At 69.2% G+C, this 13891-nt stretch carries 14 protein-coding genes; 9 read left to right on the forward strand and 5 right to left on the reverse strand.

The window, feature by feature from the left end:
- Positions 1 to 4: 4 nt before the first annotated feature.
- From KIT89_RS02280 to era, 6 genes are read left to right on the forward strand one after another with little or no spacing between them, the layout of a single operon-like run.
- Complete coding sequence (locus KIT89_RS02280) at positions 5 to 757, forward strand: phosphotransferase (RefSeq protein ID WP_297602879.1); 753 nt, start codon at positions 5 to 7, stop codon at positions 755 to 757.
- A 5-nt stretch (positions 758 to 762) separates the two neighbouring features.
- Complete coding sequence (locus tag KIT89_RS02285; RefSeq protein ID WP_297602881.1) at positions 763 to 1116, forward strand: histidine triad nucleotide-binding protein; 354 nt, start codon at positions 763 to 765, stop codon at positions 1114 to 1116.
- A 55-nt stretch (positions 1117 to 1171) separates the two neighbouring features.
- Positions 1172 to 2212, forward strand: a complete 1041-nt coding sequence (locus tag KIT89_RS02290; RefSeq protein ID WP_297603884.1) for a PhoH family protein — start codon at positions 1172 to 1174, stop codon at positions 2210 to 2212.
- A 1-nt stretch (position 2213) separates the two neighbouring features.
- Positions 2214 to 2675: an rRNA maturation RNase YbeY gene (gene ybeY, locus KIT89_RS02295; RefSeq protein ID WP_297602882.1), complete on the forward strand. Its 462-nt coding sequence runs from the start codon at positions 2214 to 2216 to the stop codon at positions 2673 to 2675.
- A complete protein-coding gene (locus tag KIT89_RS02300; protein ID WP_297602884.1) occupies positions 2672 to 3994 on the forward strand; it encodes a hemolysin family protein in 1323 nt (440 codons plus the stop codon). The genes ybeY and KIT89_RS02300 overlap by 4 nt, the downstream gene beginning before the upstream one ends.
- Entirely contained in the window at positions 3991 to 4917 is a 927-nt protein-coding gene (era, locus tag KIT89_RS02305) for a GTPase Era (protein ID WP_297602885.1), read from the forward strand. The genes KIT89_RS02300 and era overlap by 4 nt, the downstream gene beginning before the upstream one ends.
- Before the next feature lie 235 nt (positions 4918 to 5152).
- Here era and KIT89_RS02310 read toward each other — a convergent pair whose 3' ends face one another.
- Both KIT89_RS02310 and KIT89_RS02315 read right to left on the reverse strand, forming a co-directional pair.
- The gene (locus tag KIT89_RS02310; RefSeq protein WP_297602887.1) at positions 5153 to 5854 is read right to left on the reverse strand and encodes a response regulator transcription factor; all 702 of its coding nucleotides are present in this window, start codon (positions 5852 to 5854) and stop codon (positions 5153 to 5155) included.
- Positions 5851 to 7068 carry a histidine kinase gene (locus KIT89_RS02315; protein WP_297602889.1) on the reverse strand — a complete coding sequence of 406 codons (1218 nt, stop codon included), beginning with the start codon at positions 7066 to 7068 and terminating at the stop codon, positions 5851 to 5853. The genes KIT89_RS02310 and KIT89_RS02315 overlap by 4 nt, the downstream gene beginning before the upstream one ends.
- A gap of 334 nt (positions 7069 to 7402) precedes the next feature.
- On the opposite strand from KIT89_RS02315, the gene leuA reads away from it, so the two are divergent.
- Entirely contained in the window at positions 7403 to 9163 is a 1761-nt protein-coding gene (leuA, locus tag KIT89_RS02320) for a 2-isopropylmalate synthase (protein ID WP_297602890.1), read from the forward strand.
- Positions 9164 to 9401: 238 nt separating this feature from the next.
- On the opposite strand, the gene KIT89_RS02325 is transcribed toward leuA, so the two are convergent.
- From KIT89_RS02325 to KIT89_RS02335, 3 genes are read right to left on the reverse strand one after another with little or no spacing between them, the layout of a single operon-like run.
- On the reverse strand, positions 9402 to 10148 hold the full coding sequence (locus KIT89_RS02325; protein ID WP_297602892.1) for an SDR family oxidoreductase: 747 nt from the start codon (positions 10146 to 10148) through the stop codon (positions 9402 to 9404).
- 35 nt (positions 10149 to 10183) lie between these two features.
- A complete protein-coding gene (gene sigJ, locus KIT89_RS02330) occupies positions 10184 to 11092 on the reverse strand; it encodes an RNA polymerase sigma factor SigJ (protein ID WP_297602893.1) in 909 nt (302 codons plus the stop codon).
- Positions 11089 to 11772 (reverse strand): TRIC cation channel family protein, encoded by a 684-nt coding sequence (locus KIT89_RS02335; RefSeq protein WP_297602894.1) that lies wholly within the window; start codon positions 11770 to 11772, stop codon positions 11089 to 11091. The genes sigJ and KIT89_RS02335 overlap by 4 nt, the downstream gene beginning before the upstream one ends.
- A gap of 134 nt (positions 11773 to 11906) precedes the next feature.
- On the opposite strand from KIT89_RS02335, the gene KIT89_RS02340 reads away from it, so the two are divergent.
- Positions 11907 to 12617, forward strand: coding sequence for an NUDIX domain-containing protein (locus KIT89_RS02340; RefSeq protein WP_297602896.1), 711 nt, complete (start codon positions 11907 to 11909; stop codon positions 12615 to 12617).
- On the forward strand, positions 12614 to 13891 hold the full coding sequence (gene nadA / locus KIT89_RS02345; protein WP_297602897.1) for a quinolinate synthase NadA: 1278 nt from the start codon (positions 12614 to 12616) through the stop codon (positions 13889 to 13891). The genes KIT89_RS02340 and nadA overlap by 4 nt, the downstream gene beginning before the upstream one ends.

Below are 13891 nucleotides of genomic sequence, written 5' to 3' on the forward strand. Positions count from 1 at the left end.
CCGCGTGCCCATCGACCTGTCGGCGCAGTTGCTCGGCGATGAAGCGCCGCTGCCGACCTCACTCGTCGCGCTTGCCGACGAGCTTGTTCCGGGCGCACGCCTCATGCCTCTCTGGCGCAACGACCTCGGCGGCATCACCGTGCGCATCGACCCGCGGAGCGCACGATCGTCGCTCGTGCTCAAATTCAGCCCGCCCGGCCGAGAGATCGATCTCGCTGACGAGCGCGCCCGACTCGACTGGAGCGCCGCCTGGCACCCCGTGCCGCGCGTGCTCGACGCGGGTGAGTACCCGACGGGCAGCGGTGGGCTGGCACAGTGGCTGCTCATGTCGGCACTTCCAGGCGAGAGCGCGGTCGCTGACCGGTGGCGTGCCGAGCCGAGGACTGCCGTGCGGGCGATCGGCGAGGGCCTGCGGCGGCTGCACGAGGCCCTGCCTGTCGCCGAGTGCCCATTCGTGGGCCCGACGCTCGAGACTGATCAGTCGATCGACGTGCTCGTCGTCGCGCACGGCGATGCCTGCGCGCCCAACACCCTGCTCGACGGCGAGGGTCGCTTTCTCGCCCACGTCGACCTCGGGGCGCTCGGCGTCGCCGACCGCTGGTCTGACCTCGCCATCGCGTCGATGTCGCTCGAGTGGAACTTCGGCGGCGGGTGGGAGGCCGAGTTCTTCGCGGCGTATGGCGTTGCACCCGACGGCGAACGCATCCACGCTTGGCGCGAACGCTGGGCCGGCTCTGAGCCGCCCGCCGTAGACTGAGGTCCATGAGCACCGCTGAGCCGTCGATCTTCACGCGCATCATCGCGCGTGAGATTCCCGCCGACATCGTGCACGAGACCGACACGGTGATCGCGTTTCGCGACATCGCGCCGAAAGCGCCCGTGCACGTGCTCGTCGTGCCCAAGACGCCGCGCTACCGCGACGTCGGCGAGCTCGCCGCCGGCGACCCCGCCCTGCTCGCCGAGGTCGTCGCCGTCGCGAATCTCATCGCCAACGAGCACGCCGACGGGCACTTCAGGCTCGTCTTCAACACCGGCGCCCATGCCGGACAAACCGTCTTCCATGTGCACGCCCACGTGCTTGCCGGAGGCCTGACCGAGGGGTCCCTTGCCCACTGACGACTCGGCGCGACCCGCGCCCGCCCGCGAACAGCTCGACATCGACGGCATAGCGATGGTGAGGCTGCTGGGCCCCCAAGACCGCCTGCTGGCGACTCTTGAGACCCAGTATCCGCTCATCGACGTGCACGTGCGCGGCAACCAGATCACCCTCGAAGGCGACCCAGACCAGGTTGCCGCAGCGCGCACGCTCGTCGACGAGCTGCTCGCGATGGTGCGCGGGGGCCACGACCTCGGCGAAGTCGAGGTCACCAGCTCTGCGCGCATCATCGAGAAGGGCGCCGGCAGCCCTGCCGAGCTGCTCAGCCAGGCCATTCTCACGAGCAGGGGCAAGAGCATCCGCCCGAAGACGCTCGGGCAGAAGGCCTACGTCGACGCGATCGATCTGCACACGATCGTGTTCGGCATCGGCCCAGCCGGCACCGGCAAGACCTACCTCGCCATGGCGAAAGCCGTGCAGGCGCTGCAGCGCAAAGAGGTCGATCGCATCATTCTCACCCGCCCCGCCGTCGAGGCCGGCGAACGTCTCGGTTTTCTGCCGGGAACCCTGACCGACAAGATCGACCCGTATCTGCGGCCGCTCTACGACGCGCTCAACGAGATGATGGACCCAGAGCTCGTGCCCAAGCTGCTCGCGAGCGGCGTGGTCGAAGTGGCGCCGCTCGCCTACATGCGCGGGCGCACGCTCAACAACGCGTTCATCGTGCTCGACGAGGCGCAGAACACGAGCCCCGAGCAGATGAAGATGTTTCTCACGCGGCTCGGCTTCGGCTCGAAGATCGTCGTCACGGGCGACATCACGCAGATCGACCTGCCCACCGGCGCGAGCGGGCTGCAGCTCGTCACGCGAGTGCTCGACGACATCGACGACATCCACTTCGCGCGACTCACGTCAGATGACGTCGTGCGGCACTCGCTCGTCGGCCGCATCGTCGACGCCTATACGAAGTACGACGCCGAGAAGCAGGCCAGGCAGTACGCGCGCGAGAACGGGCTGCCCGACCCCGAACCGGGCGCCAACCGCGCCGAGCGTCGGCGCGGTCTGCCGCGCGACCGCGCCACCCGTCGACCACGACCAGGGGCCGGAGGGCACTGACATGGCCGTCGAAATCAACAACGAGTCTGGGGTGGCGGTCGACGAGTCGGCACTGCAGCGACTCGCCCTGCACGCCTTCGACTTTCTCAACGTTCACCGCGACGCCGAACTCGCCATCGTGCTCGTCGACGAAGCCGCGATCGAACAGTTGCACGTGCAGTGGATGGACGAACCGGGGCCGACCGACGTCTTGAGCTTTCCGATGGATGAGCTGCGGCCCGGCAGCGACGACGAGCCGACCCCACCCGGCTTGCTCGGAGACATCGTGCTGTGCCCGCAGGTGGCGATGCAGCAGGCCGAGGCGGCCGGCCACTCGACACTCGACGAGATTCTGCTGCTGACCACCCACGGTCTGCTGCACCTGCTCGGCTTCGATCACGCAGAACCCGATGAAGAGAAAGAGATGTTCGGCGTGCAGCGCGACATCCTGGTGAGCTTCACGCTCGCCGAACGACGGCGATGACCACGCTCACGGTCGTCTTCTTCTCGATCGCGGGCGTGCTGGTGGCATTCGGCGGCCTGCTCGCCGCGATCGACGCCGCACTCGGCGTCGTCAGCCGCATCGAGCTCGTCGACGTCGCGAGTCAGCGGCGTCACCCCGAACGCCTGCACGCCGTGGCCGCCGACGTCGGCGCGCACGTCAACGCGCTCAACTTCTTGCGCATCGTCGCCGAGACCATCGCCGCGGTGCTCATCACCTTGGCCTTCTCGACGCTGCTCACCGAATGGTGGGCAGTGCTCTTGGTGAGCGCGGGCATCATGATCGGCGTCTCGTTCATCCTCGTCGGCTCGAGCCCCCGGTCGGTCGGCCGCGCGCACCCGCGGGCCATGCTCGCGCGCAGCGACTGGCTCGTGCGCGGGGTGCGCGTGCTGCTCGGCCCGCTCGCCGACCTGCTCGTCGCGCTCGGCAACCGGGTAACGCCCGGCCGCCCGTCGAGCGCGAGCTTCTCGAGCGAAGAGCAGCTGCTGAGCATGGTCGATGAGGCAACCGAGCTCGACGTGCTCGAAGAAGAAGACCGCGAGCTCATCCACTCGATCTTCGAGTTCAACGACACGATCGTGCGCGAAGTGATGGTGCCGCGCACCGACATGGTCGTGCTCGAGAAGGGCGCCACCGTCGCCGACGCCATGACGCTGTTTCTCAGCCGGGGAGTGTCGCGCGTGCCGCTCGTCGGCGACAGCGCCGACGAGGTGATCGGCGTCATCTACCTGCGCGACGCCGCGCGACTCACCTTCGAGAAGCCCCAGAAGGCGGCGACGGCCCTCGTCGACAAGCTCGCCAAGCCGGCGCTCTTCTTGCCAGAGTCGAAGAAGGCCGACGACGCGCTGCGGCAGCTGCAGCTCGAATCGAATCACCTGGCGCTCGTCGTCGACGAGTACGGCGGCATTGCGGGGCTCGTCACCATGGAAGACCTCATCGAAGAGCTCGTCGGCGACATCTCAGACGAATACGACCGCGAGCAGGCCGACAGCGAGCAGCTCGACGACAACCTGTTTCGGGTCAGCGCGTTCATGCCCGTCGACGAGCTCGGAGACCTCTTCGGCATCGAGCTCGACGACGACGACGTCGACACCGTCGGGGGCCTGCTCACCAAGCACCTCGGTCGACTGCCCGTGGCCGGTTCGACCACCGAGGTCGACGGGCTGCACCTCACGGCCGAACGCACCGAGGGCCGCCGCAAACGGGTGACGACCGTGCTCGTGCGGGCAGACCAAGCGCTGCTCGACGCGCGCATCGCGTTCGCGGGCGACCGCGACACCGAACGAGACGAGTCAGAATGAGCACGCGCAAACCTCGCGGCGGCGCCGAGCCCGAACCGGTGTTCCGCGCCGGCTTCGTGACCTTCGTCGGCCGGCCCAACGTCGGAAAGTCGACGCTCACGAACGCCCTCGTCGGCGAGAAGGTCGCCATCACGAGTTCGAAGCCGCAGACAACGCGGCGCGCGATCCGCGGCATCGTGCACCGAGCATCCGGTCAATTGATCGTCGTCGACACGCCCGGCATGCACCGCCCGCGCACGCTGCTGGGCGAACGGCTCAACGCCGTCGTGCAAGACACGCTGGGCGACGTCGACGTCATCGGGTTCTGCGTGCCCGCCAACGAGCCGATCGGGCCGGGCGACAAGTTCATCAACGAGCAGCTCGAGAGTTTTCCGCGCACGCGCAAGATCGCGATCGTGACCAAGACCGACGCGGCGGGCGGCACGCGGGTGGCCGAGCAGCTGCTCGCGGTGTCTGAACTGCGCGAGTGGGATCTCGTGATTCCGCTGTCGGCGGTCACGGGCGACCAGGTCGAGCTGCTCGCCGAGCAGATCATTGCGCTCATGCCCGAGTCGCCGCCGCTGTACGACGACGACGCGGTCACCGACGAATCAACCGACGATCGAGTCGCCGAGCTCATTCGCGAAGCCGCGCTCGAAGGGGTCAGCGACGAGCTGCCGCACTCGCTCGCCGTCACCGTCGACGAGATGGCAGAGCGCTCGCCCGGCGGAGTGCTCGACATCTTCGCCAACGTGTGGGTCGAGCGCGACAGCCAGAAGGGCATCATCATCGGGCATCGAGGGTCGCGGCTCACCGAGGTGGGCACGCGCGCGCGACTCGAGATCGAGCAGCTGCTCGGCCGGCGCGTCTACCTCAAGCTGCACGTGAAGGTCGCCAAAGAGTGGCAGCGCGACCCCAAGCAGCTCGGCAAGCTCGGGTTCTAGGGCTTCACACCACCGAGCCCACTCACCGCCCCGTGTCGGGCCTACCTTCCAGCCCGTGTCCGCTTGACCCGGAGTTTCGCTCGACACGCCGAGCTTGACGCGCGCGGCACGGCGTGTCGCGGTAAACACCGGGTTGAAGCGACACCTGACCCGCGCCGGGAAAGCACGGGGAGTGCGATGCGGGCGCGGGTTGCTGAGGTTCGGGCTGCTGAGGTGCGGGATGCTCGCACCCCGCTCAGCGCCGGGGCAGCAGCCCGCGGTCGTGGGCGTAGAGCACCACTTGCACCCGATCTCGCAGACCCAGCTTCGCGAGGATGCGCCCGACGTGTGACTTCACCGTCGCCTCGGCGACGAACTCGCGCGCCGCGATCTCGGCGTTGCTGAGCCCTTCGGCGACGGCCGCGAAAATCTCGCGCTCGCGCTTGCTGAGCTCGGGCAGCTCGCGGGCCAGCGCCGCCTCGAGTTCGTCGGGGCTGAGCGTGCGGCGAGCATCCCGAGCACCGCCCACGTGGGCCAGCAGGTCGCCGATCGCTCCCGGCGCGACGACCGCGTGGCCGCCGTGCACCGCGCGGATGGCGGCGAGCAGAAACTCGGGCTCGGCGTCTTTCAGTAGAAAGCCGCTCGCCCCCGCTCGGATCGCTCGCAGCGCGGCATCGTCGAGGTCGAAGGTCGTGAGCACGATGACGCGCGGCGGCGTGCGCCCCGACCGCTCTGACGACTGCAGGATGCCCGCGGTGCCCGCGATGCCGTCGGCGCGCGGCATCCGGATGTCCATGAGCACCACGTCGGGCCGTGTCTCGTCGGCGACGCGCACGGCCTCGCCGCCCTCGCCGGCCTCGCCGACCACGGTGAGATCGGGTTGCGAGTCGACGAGCATGCGCACGCCGCGCCGGAACAGCGGCTGGTCGTCGACGAGCAGCACGCGAATGGCGGTCACGCCAGCACCTCGGCGGGCTCGGCCTCGAGCGGCAGGCGCGCCCGCACGCGGAACATCGCGCCGTCGTGCACGCTCAACTCGCCACCGGCGAGGGATGCCCGCTCGCGCATCCCGTCGATGCCGTGCCCCCGCTCGCCCTCGTCAGCAGCACCGCGCGCCTCGTTCGTCACGACGAGGTCGACGGCCTGGTCGCCCCACTCGAGCTCGACGGCCGCTGCGCCGTCGCCGTGCCGCAGCGCGTTCGTGAGCGACTCTTGCACGATGCGGTAGAGCGCGAGCTCGCGCGACTCGGTGAGGCGCCCGCGGTCGCCGAACTCGCGCACCTCGAGCGTGAGCCCCGAGTCGCGCATCGAGTCGAGCAGTGCATCGAGGTCGGCGAGGCCCGGTTGCGGCCCGGCCTCTTGAGTGTGGCGCAGCTCGGTGAGCAGCACGCGCACGTCGGCGAGGGCATCCCGAGCGGTCTGCGCGATCGTCTCGAAGGCGTCGGCCGCCGCGGGGGAGTCGCCCGCCGTCGCATACCGCGCCCCATCGGCCTGCGCGATCACGACCGTGAGCGAGTGAGCGACGATGTCGTGCACGTCGCGCGCGACTCGCGTGCGCTCGGCTTCGAGGTCGGCGCGCGTGAGGGCGGCGTCGCGCTGGGTGCTGACCGTCGCGACGGTCGCGCTGAGCTGACGCCGATTCCGGATGCTGCGCACGAGCTCGCCGAGCAGCCAGGGCACGAGGGCGAACGCCGACGTCATGAGCACGAAGGTTGCCTGACGAACCACGTAACCCAGGTCGACGCCGTAGAACACCCCGCTCGACGCGATGCCCGTCACGAAGATGACCAGAGCGGCGAGCCCCGAGAACGCCAAAGCAATCCACCGGACACCGGGCGAACCATGCGCGGCTGCTCCGAACATCACGATCGCCGCTGCGACATAGACGAACCCGTTGATCGGCGGGCCGTAGAAGAGGGTGCCGAAGACTCCGATGCTGCCGCTCGCCACGAGCGACGCCAGCGCGAGTTCGGGCCGCACGCGGTGCAGTGCCACGCCGAGGCCCAGCAAGACCGCCACGGTGAAGGTTATGACGGCGGCGAGGAAACCGCCGCGCCACGCCTGGTCGAGCATGAGCGCGAGCATGAGGAACGCGCCCAGCGCGATCTCGGCGGGAAAGGCGAGCGCGACGCGGCGCTCGGGCGTGAACCACGTGATGAGTCGATCGAACATGTCCGTCACGCTACGGCTCGCAGAGCCTGCAGCCGAGCGAAACCCGCGCCGCTCACCCGAGCGGAGGAGCGATTTCATCCGAAAGGCCTACGGACAGCATCCCGAACCCCGACAACGCGGCCAGATTCGCCACAAATCGGCTGTCATACCTGCCCAAGCGCCCACATGCGCCAGATCTGGCACGAAGCGGGGCGTGATGGGCGCGCGGGTGTACCCTGAAAGGGTGTTCGGCCTGCTCCTTCTTCGTTGCCGCGACGAGGCTTAGTCAACCAGCCTCCCTCGTCGCGGAGTTTGTTGTCGGCTGACAACCCCCAACGACCAGCAGGAGCACAGCATGCAGAACCGCCAGCAGCCCTCAGGGATGCCGATTCAGAAGTATCAGCCGTATCACGAGCAGTTCCGCGTCGAGCTGCCCGATCGCACGTGGCCGACGAAGCGCATCGAGCAGGCTCCGCGCTGGTGCGCGGTCGATCTGCGCGACGGCAACCAGGCGCTCATCGACCCGATGAGCCCCGAGCGCAAGCGCGTCATGTTCGACCTGCTCGTGCGTATGGGGTTCAAAGAGATCGAGGTCGGTTTTCCGTCGGCGAGCCAGACCGACTTCGACTTCGTGCGCTCGCTCATCGACGAGAACCTCATTCCTGACGACGTCACGATCCAGGTGCTGACGCAAGCCCGTGAGCACCTGATCGCCCGCACCTACGAGTCGATCAAGGGTGCGAAGCGCGCGATCGTGCACTTCTACAACTCGACGAGTGCACTGCAGCGCGAGGTCGTCTTCCGCACCGACGTCGAGGGCGTGAAAGAGATCGCACTGCAGGGCGCGCGCTGGTGCCAGCAGTACGAGTCGACCGTGCCCGGCACCGAGGTGTTCTACGAGTACAGCCCCGAGAGCTACACGGGCACCGAGCTCGAGACCGCGGTCGAGATCTGCAACGCGGTGATCGAGCAGATCGCTCCGACGCCCGAGCGGCAGATCATCATCAACCTGCCCGCGACGGTCGAGATGGCCGGCCCTAACGTCTACGCCGACTCGATCGAGTGGATGAACCGCCACCTCGCGCGCCGTGACTCGGTGATTCTGAGCCTGCACCCGCACAACGACCGCGGCACGGCCATCGCGGCCGCCGAGCTCGGCTACCTCGCCGGCGCCGACCGCATCGAGGGCTGCCTGTTCGGCAACGGCGAGCGCACCGGCAACGTCGACCTCGTCGCGCTCGGCATCAACCTCTTCACGCAGGGCATCGACCCGCAGCTCGACTTCAGCGACCTCGACGAGATCAAGCGCACGGCCGAATACTGCAACCAGCTCAAGGTGCACGAGCGCAGCCCGTGGGCGGGCGACCTCGTCTACACGGCCTTCAGCGGCAGCCACCAAGACGCCATCAAGAAGGGCTTCGAGGCGATGGATGCTCAGGCCGCTGCTTCGGGCGTCGGCGTCGACGACCTCGTGTGGGGGGTTCCGTACTTGCCCGTCGACCCGAAAGACCTGGGCCGCTCGTACGAGGCCGTCATTCGCGTCAACTCGCAATCCGGCAAGGGCGGAGTCGCCTACCTGCTCAAGACCGACCACGCGCTCGACCTGCCGCGCAAGCTGCAGATCGAGTTCAGCTCGGTGGTGCAGGCGAAGACCGACGCCGAGGGCGGCGAGGTCACGAGCGACCAGATCTGGGCGATCTTCCAAGACGAATACTTGCCCGCGGCCGACCCCGACGCCAAGTGGGGCCGCTTCGAGCTGCTCTCGACCCGCACGGCGAGCGACATGACCGGAACGGTCTCGCTCAACGCGACCCTGCGCGACGGAGAGGAGATTGCCGCGATTGACGCGACCGGTAATGGTCCGATCGCGGCGTTCCTCAAGATGATGCAGGGGCAGGGCATCGAGATCCGTCTGTTCGATTACGTCGAGCACGCTCTGTCTGCGGGCGGGGATGCCCACGCGGCGTCGTACGTCGAGCTCGAGGTCAACGGCCGCACCCTGTGGGGTGTCGGCATCGACCCCGACATCTCGACGGCGTCGCTCAAGGCCGTCGTCTCGGCAGTCAATCGGGCGATCAGGCTCGAGAGCCCCGAGCGCGAGCTCGTCTCCGCCTGACGAACTCTCGCTCGCGCCCGTCAACAACTCAGGACGAACGCGGCGACCACCTGAGGCTTCACGCACCAGCGCCCGTCAACAACTCAGGACGAACTGCCAAACGACTGAACTCTCGAGGCGCACTTCTGCGCGTGAGCAGCGCACCCCGTCCCGATCGTCCTGAGTTGTTGACGCGCAGCGGGTGCGGGCGCGAGGGGTGCTGCGTGAGATCGTCCTGAGTTGTTGACGCGGGCGGCGGTCAGGGGGTGGTGGCGGCCCACTCCGCAAACGGGATGCCCGGGCCGGGCACCCCGGTGGTGTGCAGCCCGGCGCGGTAGGCGTCGGCGAGCCTGCCGGGCAGGTGCCACTCGACGACGCGACGGCGGGCGGCCTCGGGTGCGGCGCCGCGCGCCTCGACCCACTGCCGGGCGAACTCGGCGAGCGGCAGCACTTCGGGCCCTCCGAGGTCGTCGACTCGACCGTGTGCGGGTGCCGTCGTGGCGAGCGCGGCGAGCCGCTCGGCCACCGCGGTCGTGCTGATCGGCTGCACCGGAACATCGAGCGTGATGACGCGCGGCAGCCGTCGCTGCGGCCGCAGAAAGTCGGCGACGAATTCGTGAAACTGGGTGGCTCGCACGATCGTGTACGGCACGCCCGACCCGGCGATGAGCTCTTCGCAGGCGAGCTTCGAGCGGTAGTAGCCGAGCGGCACGGCGTCGACGCCCACGATCGACACGTAGACGAGGTGCTGCACGCCGGCGGCACGCGCGGCGTCGAGCAGGTGCTGCGTGGCGCGAGCATCCGACCGCCGGTTGGTGGCGAGGTGCAGCACGGTCTCGGTGCCGTCGAGTGCCTGCGGCAGCCCTGCCCCCGTCTGCAGGTCGGCGACGACGTGGTCGGCGCCCGGCCGCCGGCTCAGGATGCTCGGTGACTGCCCGGCAGCGCGCAGCGTCTCGACGACGCGGCGCCCGAGGGTTCCGGTGCCGCCCGTGATGGTGATGCTCATGGTGCTCCTCTCTGCGGGGCGCGCACTGCGCCCTCTCAGAGTCGACCGGATTGCTCGCCGCTCTGTGACACGACCGTGCGAGTGATGCGCTCGAGCTTGCGCGGGTTGCGCACGATGAGCACGCCGGCGACGCCGTCGCGGCCGATGTCGAGCGTCCAGAGCGCAACGGGCGAGGCATCGGGGCCCGGGCCGGTGAGCGCGAGGAAGGCCGTCGCACCGTTGGCCTGCACCGGCACGGTGTGCAGCCCTTGCCCGAACTTCTCGATCACGCCGAGCACGAAGCGCGCGACGCTCTCGGCACCGTGCACGGGCTTGCGTGCCGCGCTCGCGAGCCCGCCGCCGTCGCTGATCGCGACGGCATCGCCGACGAGCAGCGATTCGAGTGCGGCGAGGTCGCCGCCCTGCGCCGCCGTGACGAAGGCGGTGAGCAGTCGATGGCGCGTCTCGTCGTCGACGCGCTGCCGCCGGTGGCCGTCGAGGGCGCGACGCCCCCGTGAGACGAGCTGCCGGGCTGCGGCTTCGCTCGTGTCGAGCACGTCGGCGAGGCTCGCGTAGTCGTAGGCGAAGGCTTCACGCAGCACGAGTGCGGCCCGCTCGGGGCCGCTGAGCCGTTCGAGCAGCAGGAGGGTCGCGAGGTCGAGCGCTTCGGCGGTCTCGGCGCCGAGCGCGGGGTCGGCGCTCGTGTCGACCGGTTCGGGCAGCCACGGGCCCACATACTGCTCGCGTCGCACGCGCGCAGAGTCGAGGGCGGTGAGCGAGAGCCGCGTGACGATCGTCGTGAGGTAGGCTTCGGCGTTGTCGATGCCCGTGCCCGCGACGGCGCTCCAGCGCGGCCAGGCGTCTTGCACGACGTCTTCGGCTTCGGCCCACGAGCCGAGCAGGCGGTAGGCGAGGCCGGTGAGCCGGGGCCGTGCGGCTTCGAACTCGGCGAGTCCGGCGGTCATGGGCGGGGCCCCCGCGGCGGTCGGCCGGGTCGGGGCAGCCGCGGCAGGCGTTCGATGCTGCGCTGCTCTGGCAGGCTCCAGCCGAACAGCACCGAGGCGATGCGCACGGCGAAGGTGATGGCCACGCCCACGATGCCGGCGACGAGCACGTTGACGTCGAGGGCGAGCAGCACGGCGATCGTTCCCGATCCGGCGGCGGCGGCGACGGCGTAGAGCGAGCCCACGTGCATGAGCGCGATGGGCAGGTTCAAGAGCAGGTCGCGCAAGATCGACCCTCCGACGGCGGCGAGCACGCCGACGAAGACGGCGGCCACTTCGGGCAGCCCGACGGCGAGGGCCTTGGTCGTGCCGATCGCTCCGAAGAGGCCGATGGTGAGAGCATCCAGCACCGTGATGAGGCGGCCCAGCCGCGAGAAGACTCGCTCGAGCAGCATGCCGAGCAGGGCTGCCCCGGTGGCGACGACGACGTACCAGTTCGACTGCAGGGGAGCCAGCGGAACGTTCAGCAGCAGGTCGCGCAGCAGACCGCCCCCGAAGCCGACGACGATGCCGATGATCGCGACGCCGAGCCAGTCGAGGCGGCGGTCGCGAAACTGCGCGGCGAAGAGCGCGCCTTGCAGTGCCCCGATGCCGACGGCGAGCAGGTCGGCCCAGAGGGGAATCACGAAGACGGCGTCCACTGCTCCATTCTGGCGGGTGGATGCTCGCCGCGGGCACGACGCACCGACGGGTTCGTGTCACCTCTACCCGAAGTGCTAGACTGTGTTCAGGTCAGCGTGACTGTAACAGTCGGGGTCGAGCGGAAGGAGCATCCATGACGAGCACCACCGCCATCGGCCTCGCCGTCTCGACCGTCATCTTCGCCCTGCGCGCCGACGGCGACGGCGCACCGGCCGTCTGGATGCCCCTCGTGCGTCGCATCCGCGAACCGCACCTCGATCGCTGGGCGCTGCCCGGCGGCATGGTGCGCACCGACGAGAGCCTCGAAGGCGCTGCGCGACGCAACCTCGGTGAGACCACCCGCCTCGCGCCCACCTACCTCGAGCAGCTCTACGCCTTCGGCGACGTCGACCGCTCGCCCGACCAGCGGCTCGTCTCGATCGTCTACTGGGCCCTCGTGCGGCCCGATGAGGCCGAGCAGGTGACGCTCGGCGATAACGTGCGCTGGTTCGCCGCCGACGACCTGCCCGAGCTCGCCTTCGACCACAACCTCATCGTCGACTACGCGCTGTGGCGCTTGCGCACCAAGATGGAGTACTCACGCATCGCCCACGCCTTCCTCGGCCCGCGGTTCACGCTCGCCGAGCTGCGCGAGGTCTACGAAGCGGTGCTGCAGAAGCCGCTCGACCCCGCCAACTTCAGGCGCCAAGTGCTCGCCTCGGGCGCGATCGAAGCCACGGGCGAAGTGGTGACGGGCGGTCGGCACCGGCCCCCCGAGCTCTATCGCTATGTCGGCGACGTCGAACTCGTCGACGCCGGCCCCCTGACCCGCCGCCCCACAGCCACCGCAAGGACGACATCATGACCCTCAGCGTCGACACGACGATCCGCCTCATCACGAACGGCCAGGCACCGGGCGAGACGTGCACGCCCGAGCTCGCCCAGGGGCCGTGGCAGTTCGACGCCGAGCCGGGCTACGGGCCTGGCTCGTCGATGTTCGACGTCATCCCCACCGGCTCGCCGCGCCAGGGCTCCCTGCCCGAGCAGTATCAGCGCGCCTCGAACGACGAGCTGCACGCGCGCATCCGCGCTGCGAAAGAGACGCTCGGCGATCGCCTCGTCATTCTCGGGCACTTCTACCAGCGCGACGAGGTCGTGCAGCACGCCGACTTCCTCGGCGACTCGTTCCAGCTCGCCAACGCCGCGCTCACCAAGCCCGACGCCGAGTACATCGTGTTCTGCGGCGTGCACTTCATGGCCGAGACGGCCGACATTCTGGCGCGCGATGCTCAGCGCGTCATCCTGCCGAATCTTGCTGCGGGATGCTCGATGGCAGACATGGCAGACATCGACTCTGTGCAAGCGGCGTGGGACGAGTTGCTCTCGGTCTACGGCACCGAGCCCGACGCCGACGGCCGCGCCCCGATCATTCCCGTCACCTACATGAACTCCTCCGCCGCACTCAAGGCGTTCTGCGGCGCCAACGGCGGCATCGTCTGCACCTCGTCGAACGCGAAGACCGTGCTCGAGTGGGCCTTTGAGCGCGGGCAGCGGGTGCTGTTCTTCCCAGACCAGCACCTCGGCCGCAATACCGCCAAGGCCATGGGCGTGCCGCTCGAGCAGATGCCGATGTGGAATCCGCGCCGGCCGCTCGGCGGCTCCACTCGTGACGAGCTGCTCGATGCCCGCGTCATTCTGTGGCACGGATTCTGCAGCGTGCACAAGCGCTTCACCGTCGAGCAGATCGAGCGGGCGCGCGCCGAGCACCCCGGGGTGCGCGTCGTCGTGCACCCCGAGTGCCCCATGCCCGTCGTCGATGCGGCCGATGAAGCCGGGTCGACCGACTACATCAGGCGCGCCGTTGCCGGGGCGACGTCGCCGACCACCTTCGCCATCGGCACCGAGGTCAACATGGTCAACCGGCTCGCGGCCGAATACCCGCAGCACACCATCTTCTGCCTCGACCCCGTCATCTGCCCGTGCTCGACCATGTACCGCATCCACCCCGGCTACCTCGCGTGGGTGCTCGACGAGCTCGTCGCGGGCCGCGTCGTCAACGAGATCGCCGTCGACGCGACGGTGCAGGCCGATGCTCGCCTCGCGCTCGAGCGCATGCTCGACGCGAAGCCGCGAGACTGA

Source organism: Microcella sp., from assembly GCF_025808395.1.
Lineage (GTDB): Bacteria > Actinomycetota > Actinomycetes > Actinomycetales > Microbacteriaceae > Microcella.

Excerpts from the sequence above, each read along its gene's own strand:
- KIT89_RS02300 (WP_297602884.1), top strand. The coding sequence starts at position 2,672 with ATGACCACGCTCACGGTCGTCTTCTTCTCGATCGCGGGCGTGCTGGTG.
- nadA (WP_297602897.1), top strand. The coding sequence starts at position 12,614 with ATGACCCTCAGCGTCGACACGACGATCCGCCTCATCACGAACGGCCAG.
- KIT89_RS02285 (WP_297602881.1), top strand. The coding sequence starts at position 763 with ATGAGCACCGCTGAGCCGTCGATCTTCACGCGCATCATCGCGCGTGAG.
- leuA (WP_297602890.1), top strand. The coding sequence starts at position 7,403 with ATGCAGAACCGCCAGCAGCCCTCAGGGATGCCGATTCAGAAGTATCAG.
- KIT89_RS02325 (WP_297602892.1), bottom strand. The coding sequence starts at position 10,148 with ATGAGCATCACCATCACGGGCGGCACCGGAACCCTCGGGCGCCGCGTC.
- era (WP_297602885.1), top strand. The coding sequence starts at position 3,991 with ATGAGCACGCGCAAACCTCGCGGCGGCGCCGAGCCCGAACCGGTGTTC.
- ybeY (WP_297602882.1), top strand. The coding sequence starts at position 2,214 with ATGGCCGTCGAAATCAACAACGAGTCTGGGGTGGCGGTCGACGAGTCG.
- KIT89_RS02315 (WP_297602889.1), bottom strand. The coding sequence starts at position 7,068 with ATGTTCGATCGACTCATCACGTGGTTCACGCCCGAGCGCCGCGTCGCG.
- sigJ (WP_297602893.1), bottom strand. The coding sequence starts at position 11,092 with ATGACCGCCGGACTCGCCGAGTTCGAAGCCGCACGGCCCCGGCTCACC.
- KIT89_RS02340 (WP_297602896.1), top strand. The coding sequence starts at position 11,907 with ATGACGAGCACCACCGCCATCGGCCTCGCCGTCTCGACCGTCATCTTC.
- KIT89_RS02290 (WP_297603884.1), top strand. The coding sequence starts at position 1,172 with ATGGTGAGGCTGCTGGGCCCCCAAGACCGCCTGCTGGCGACTCTTGAG.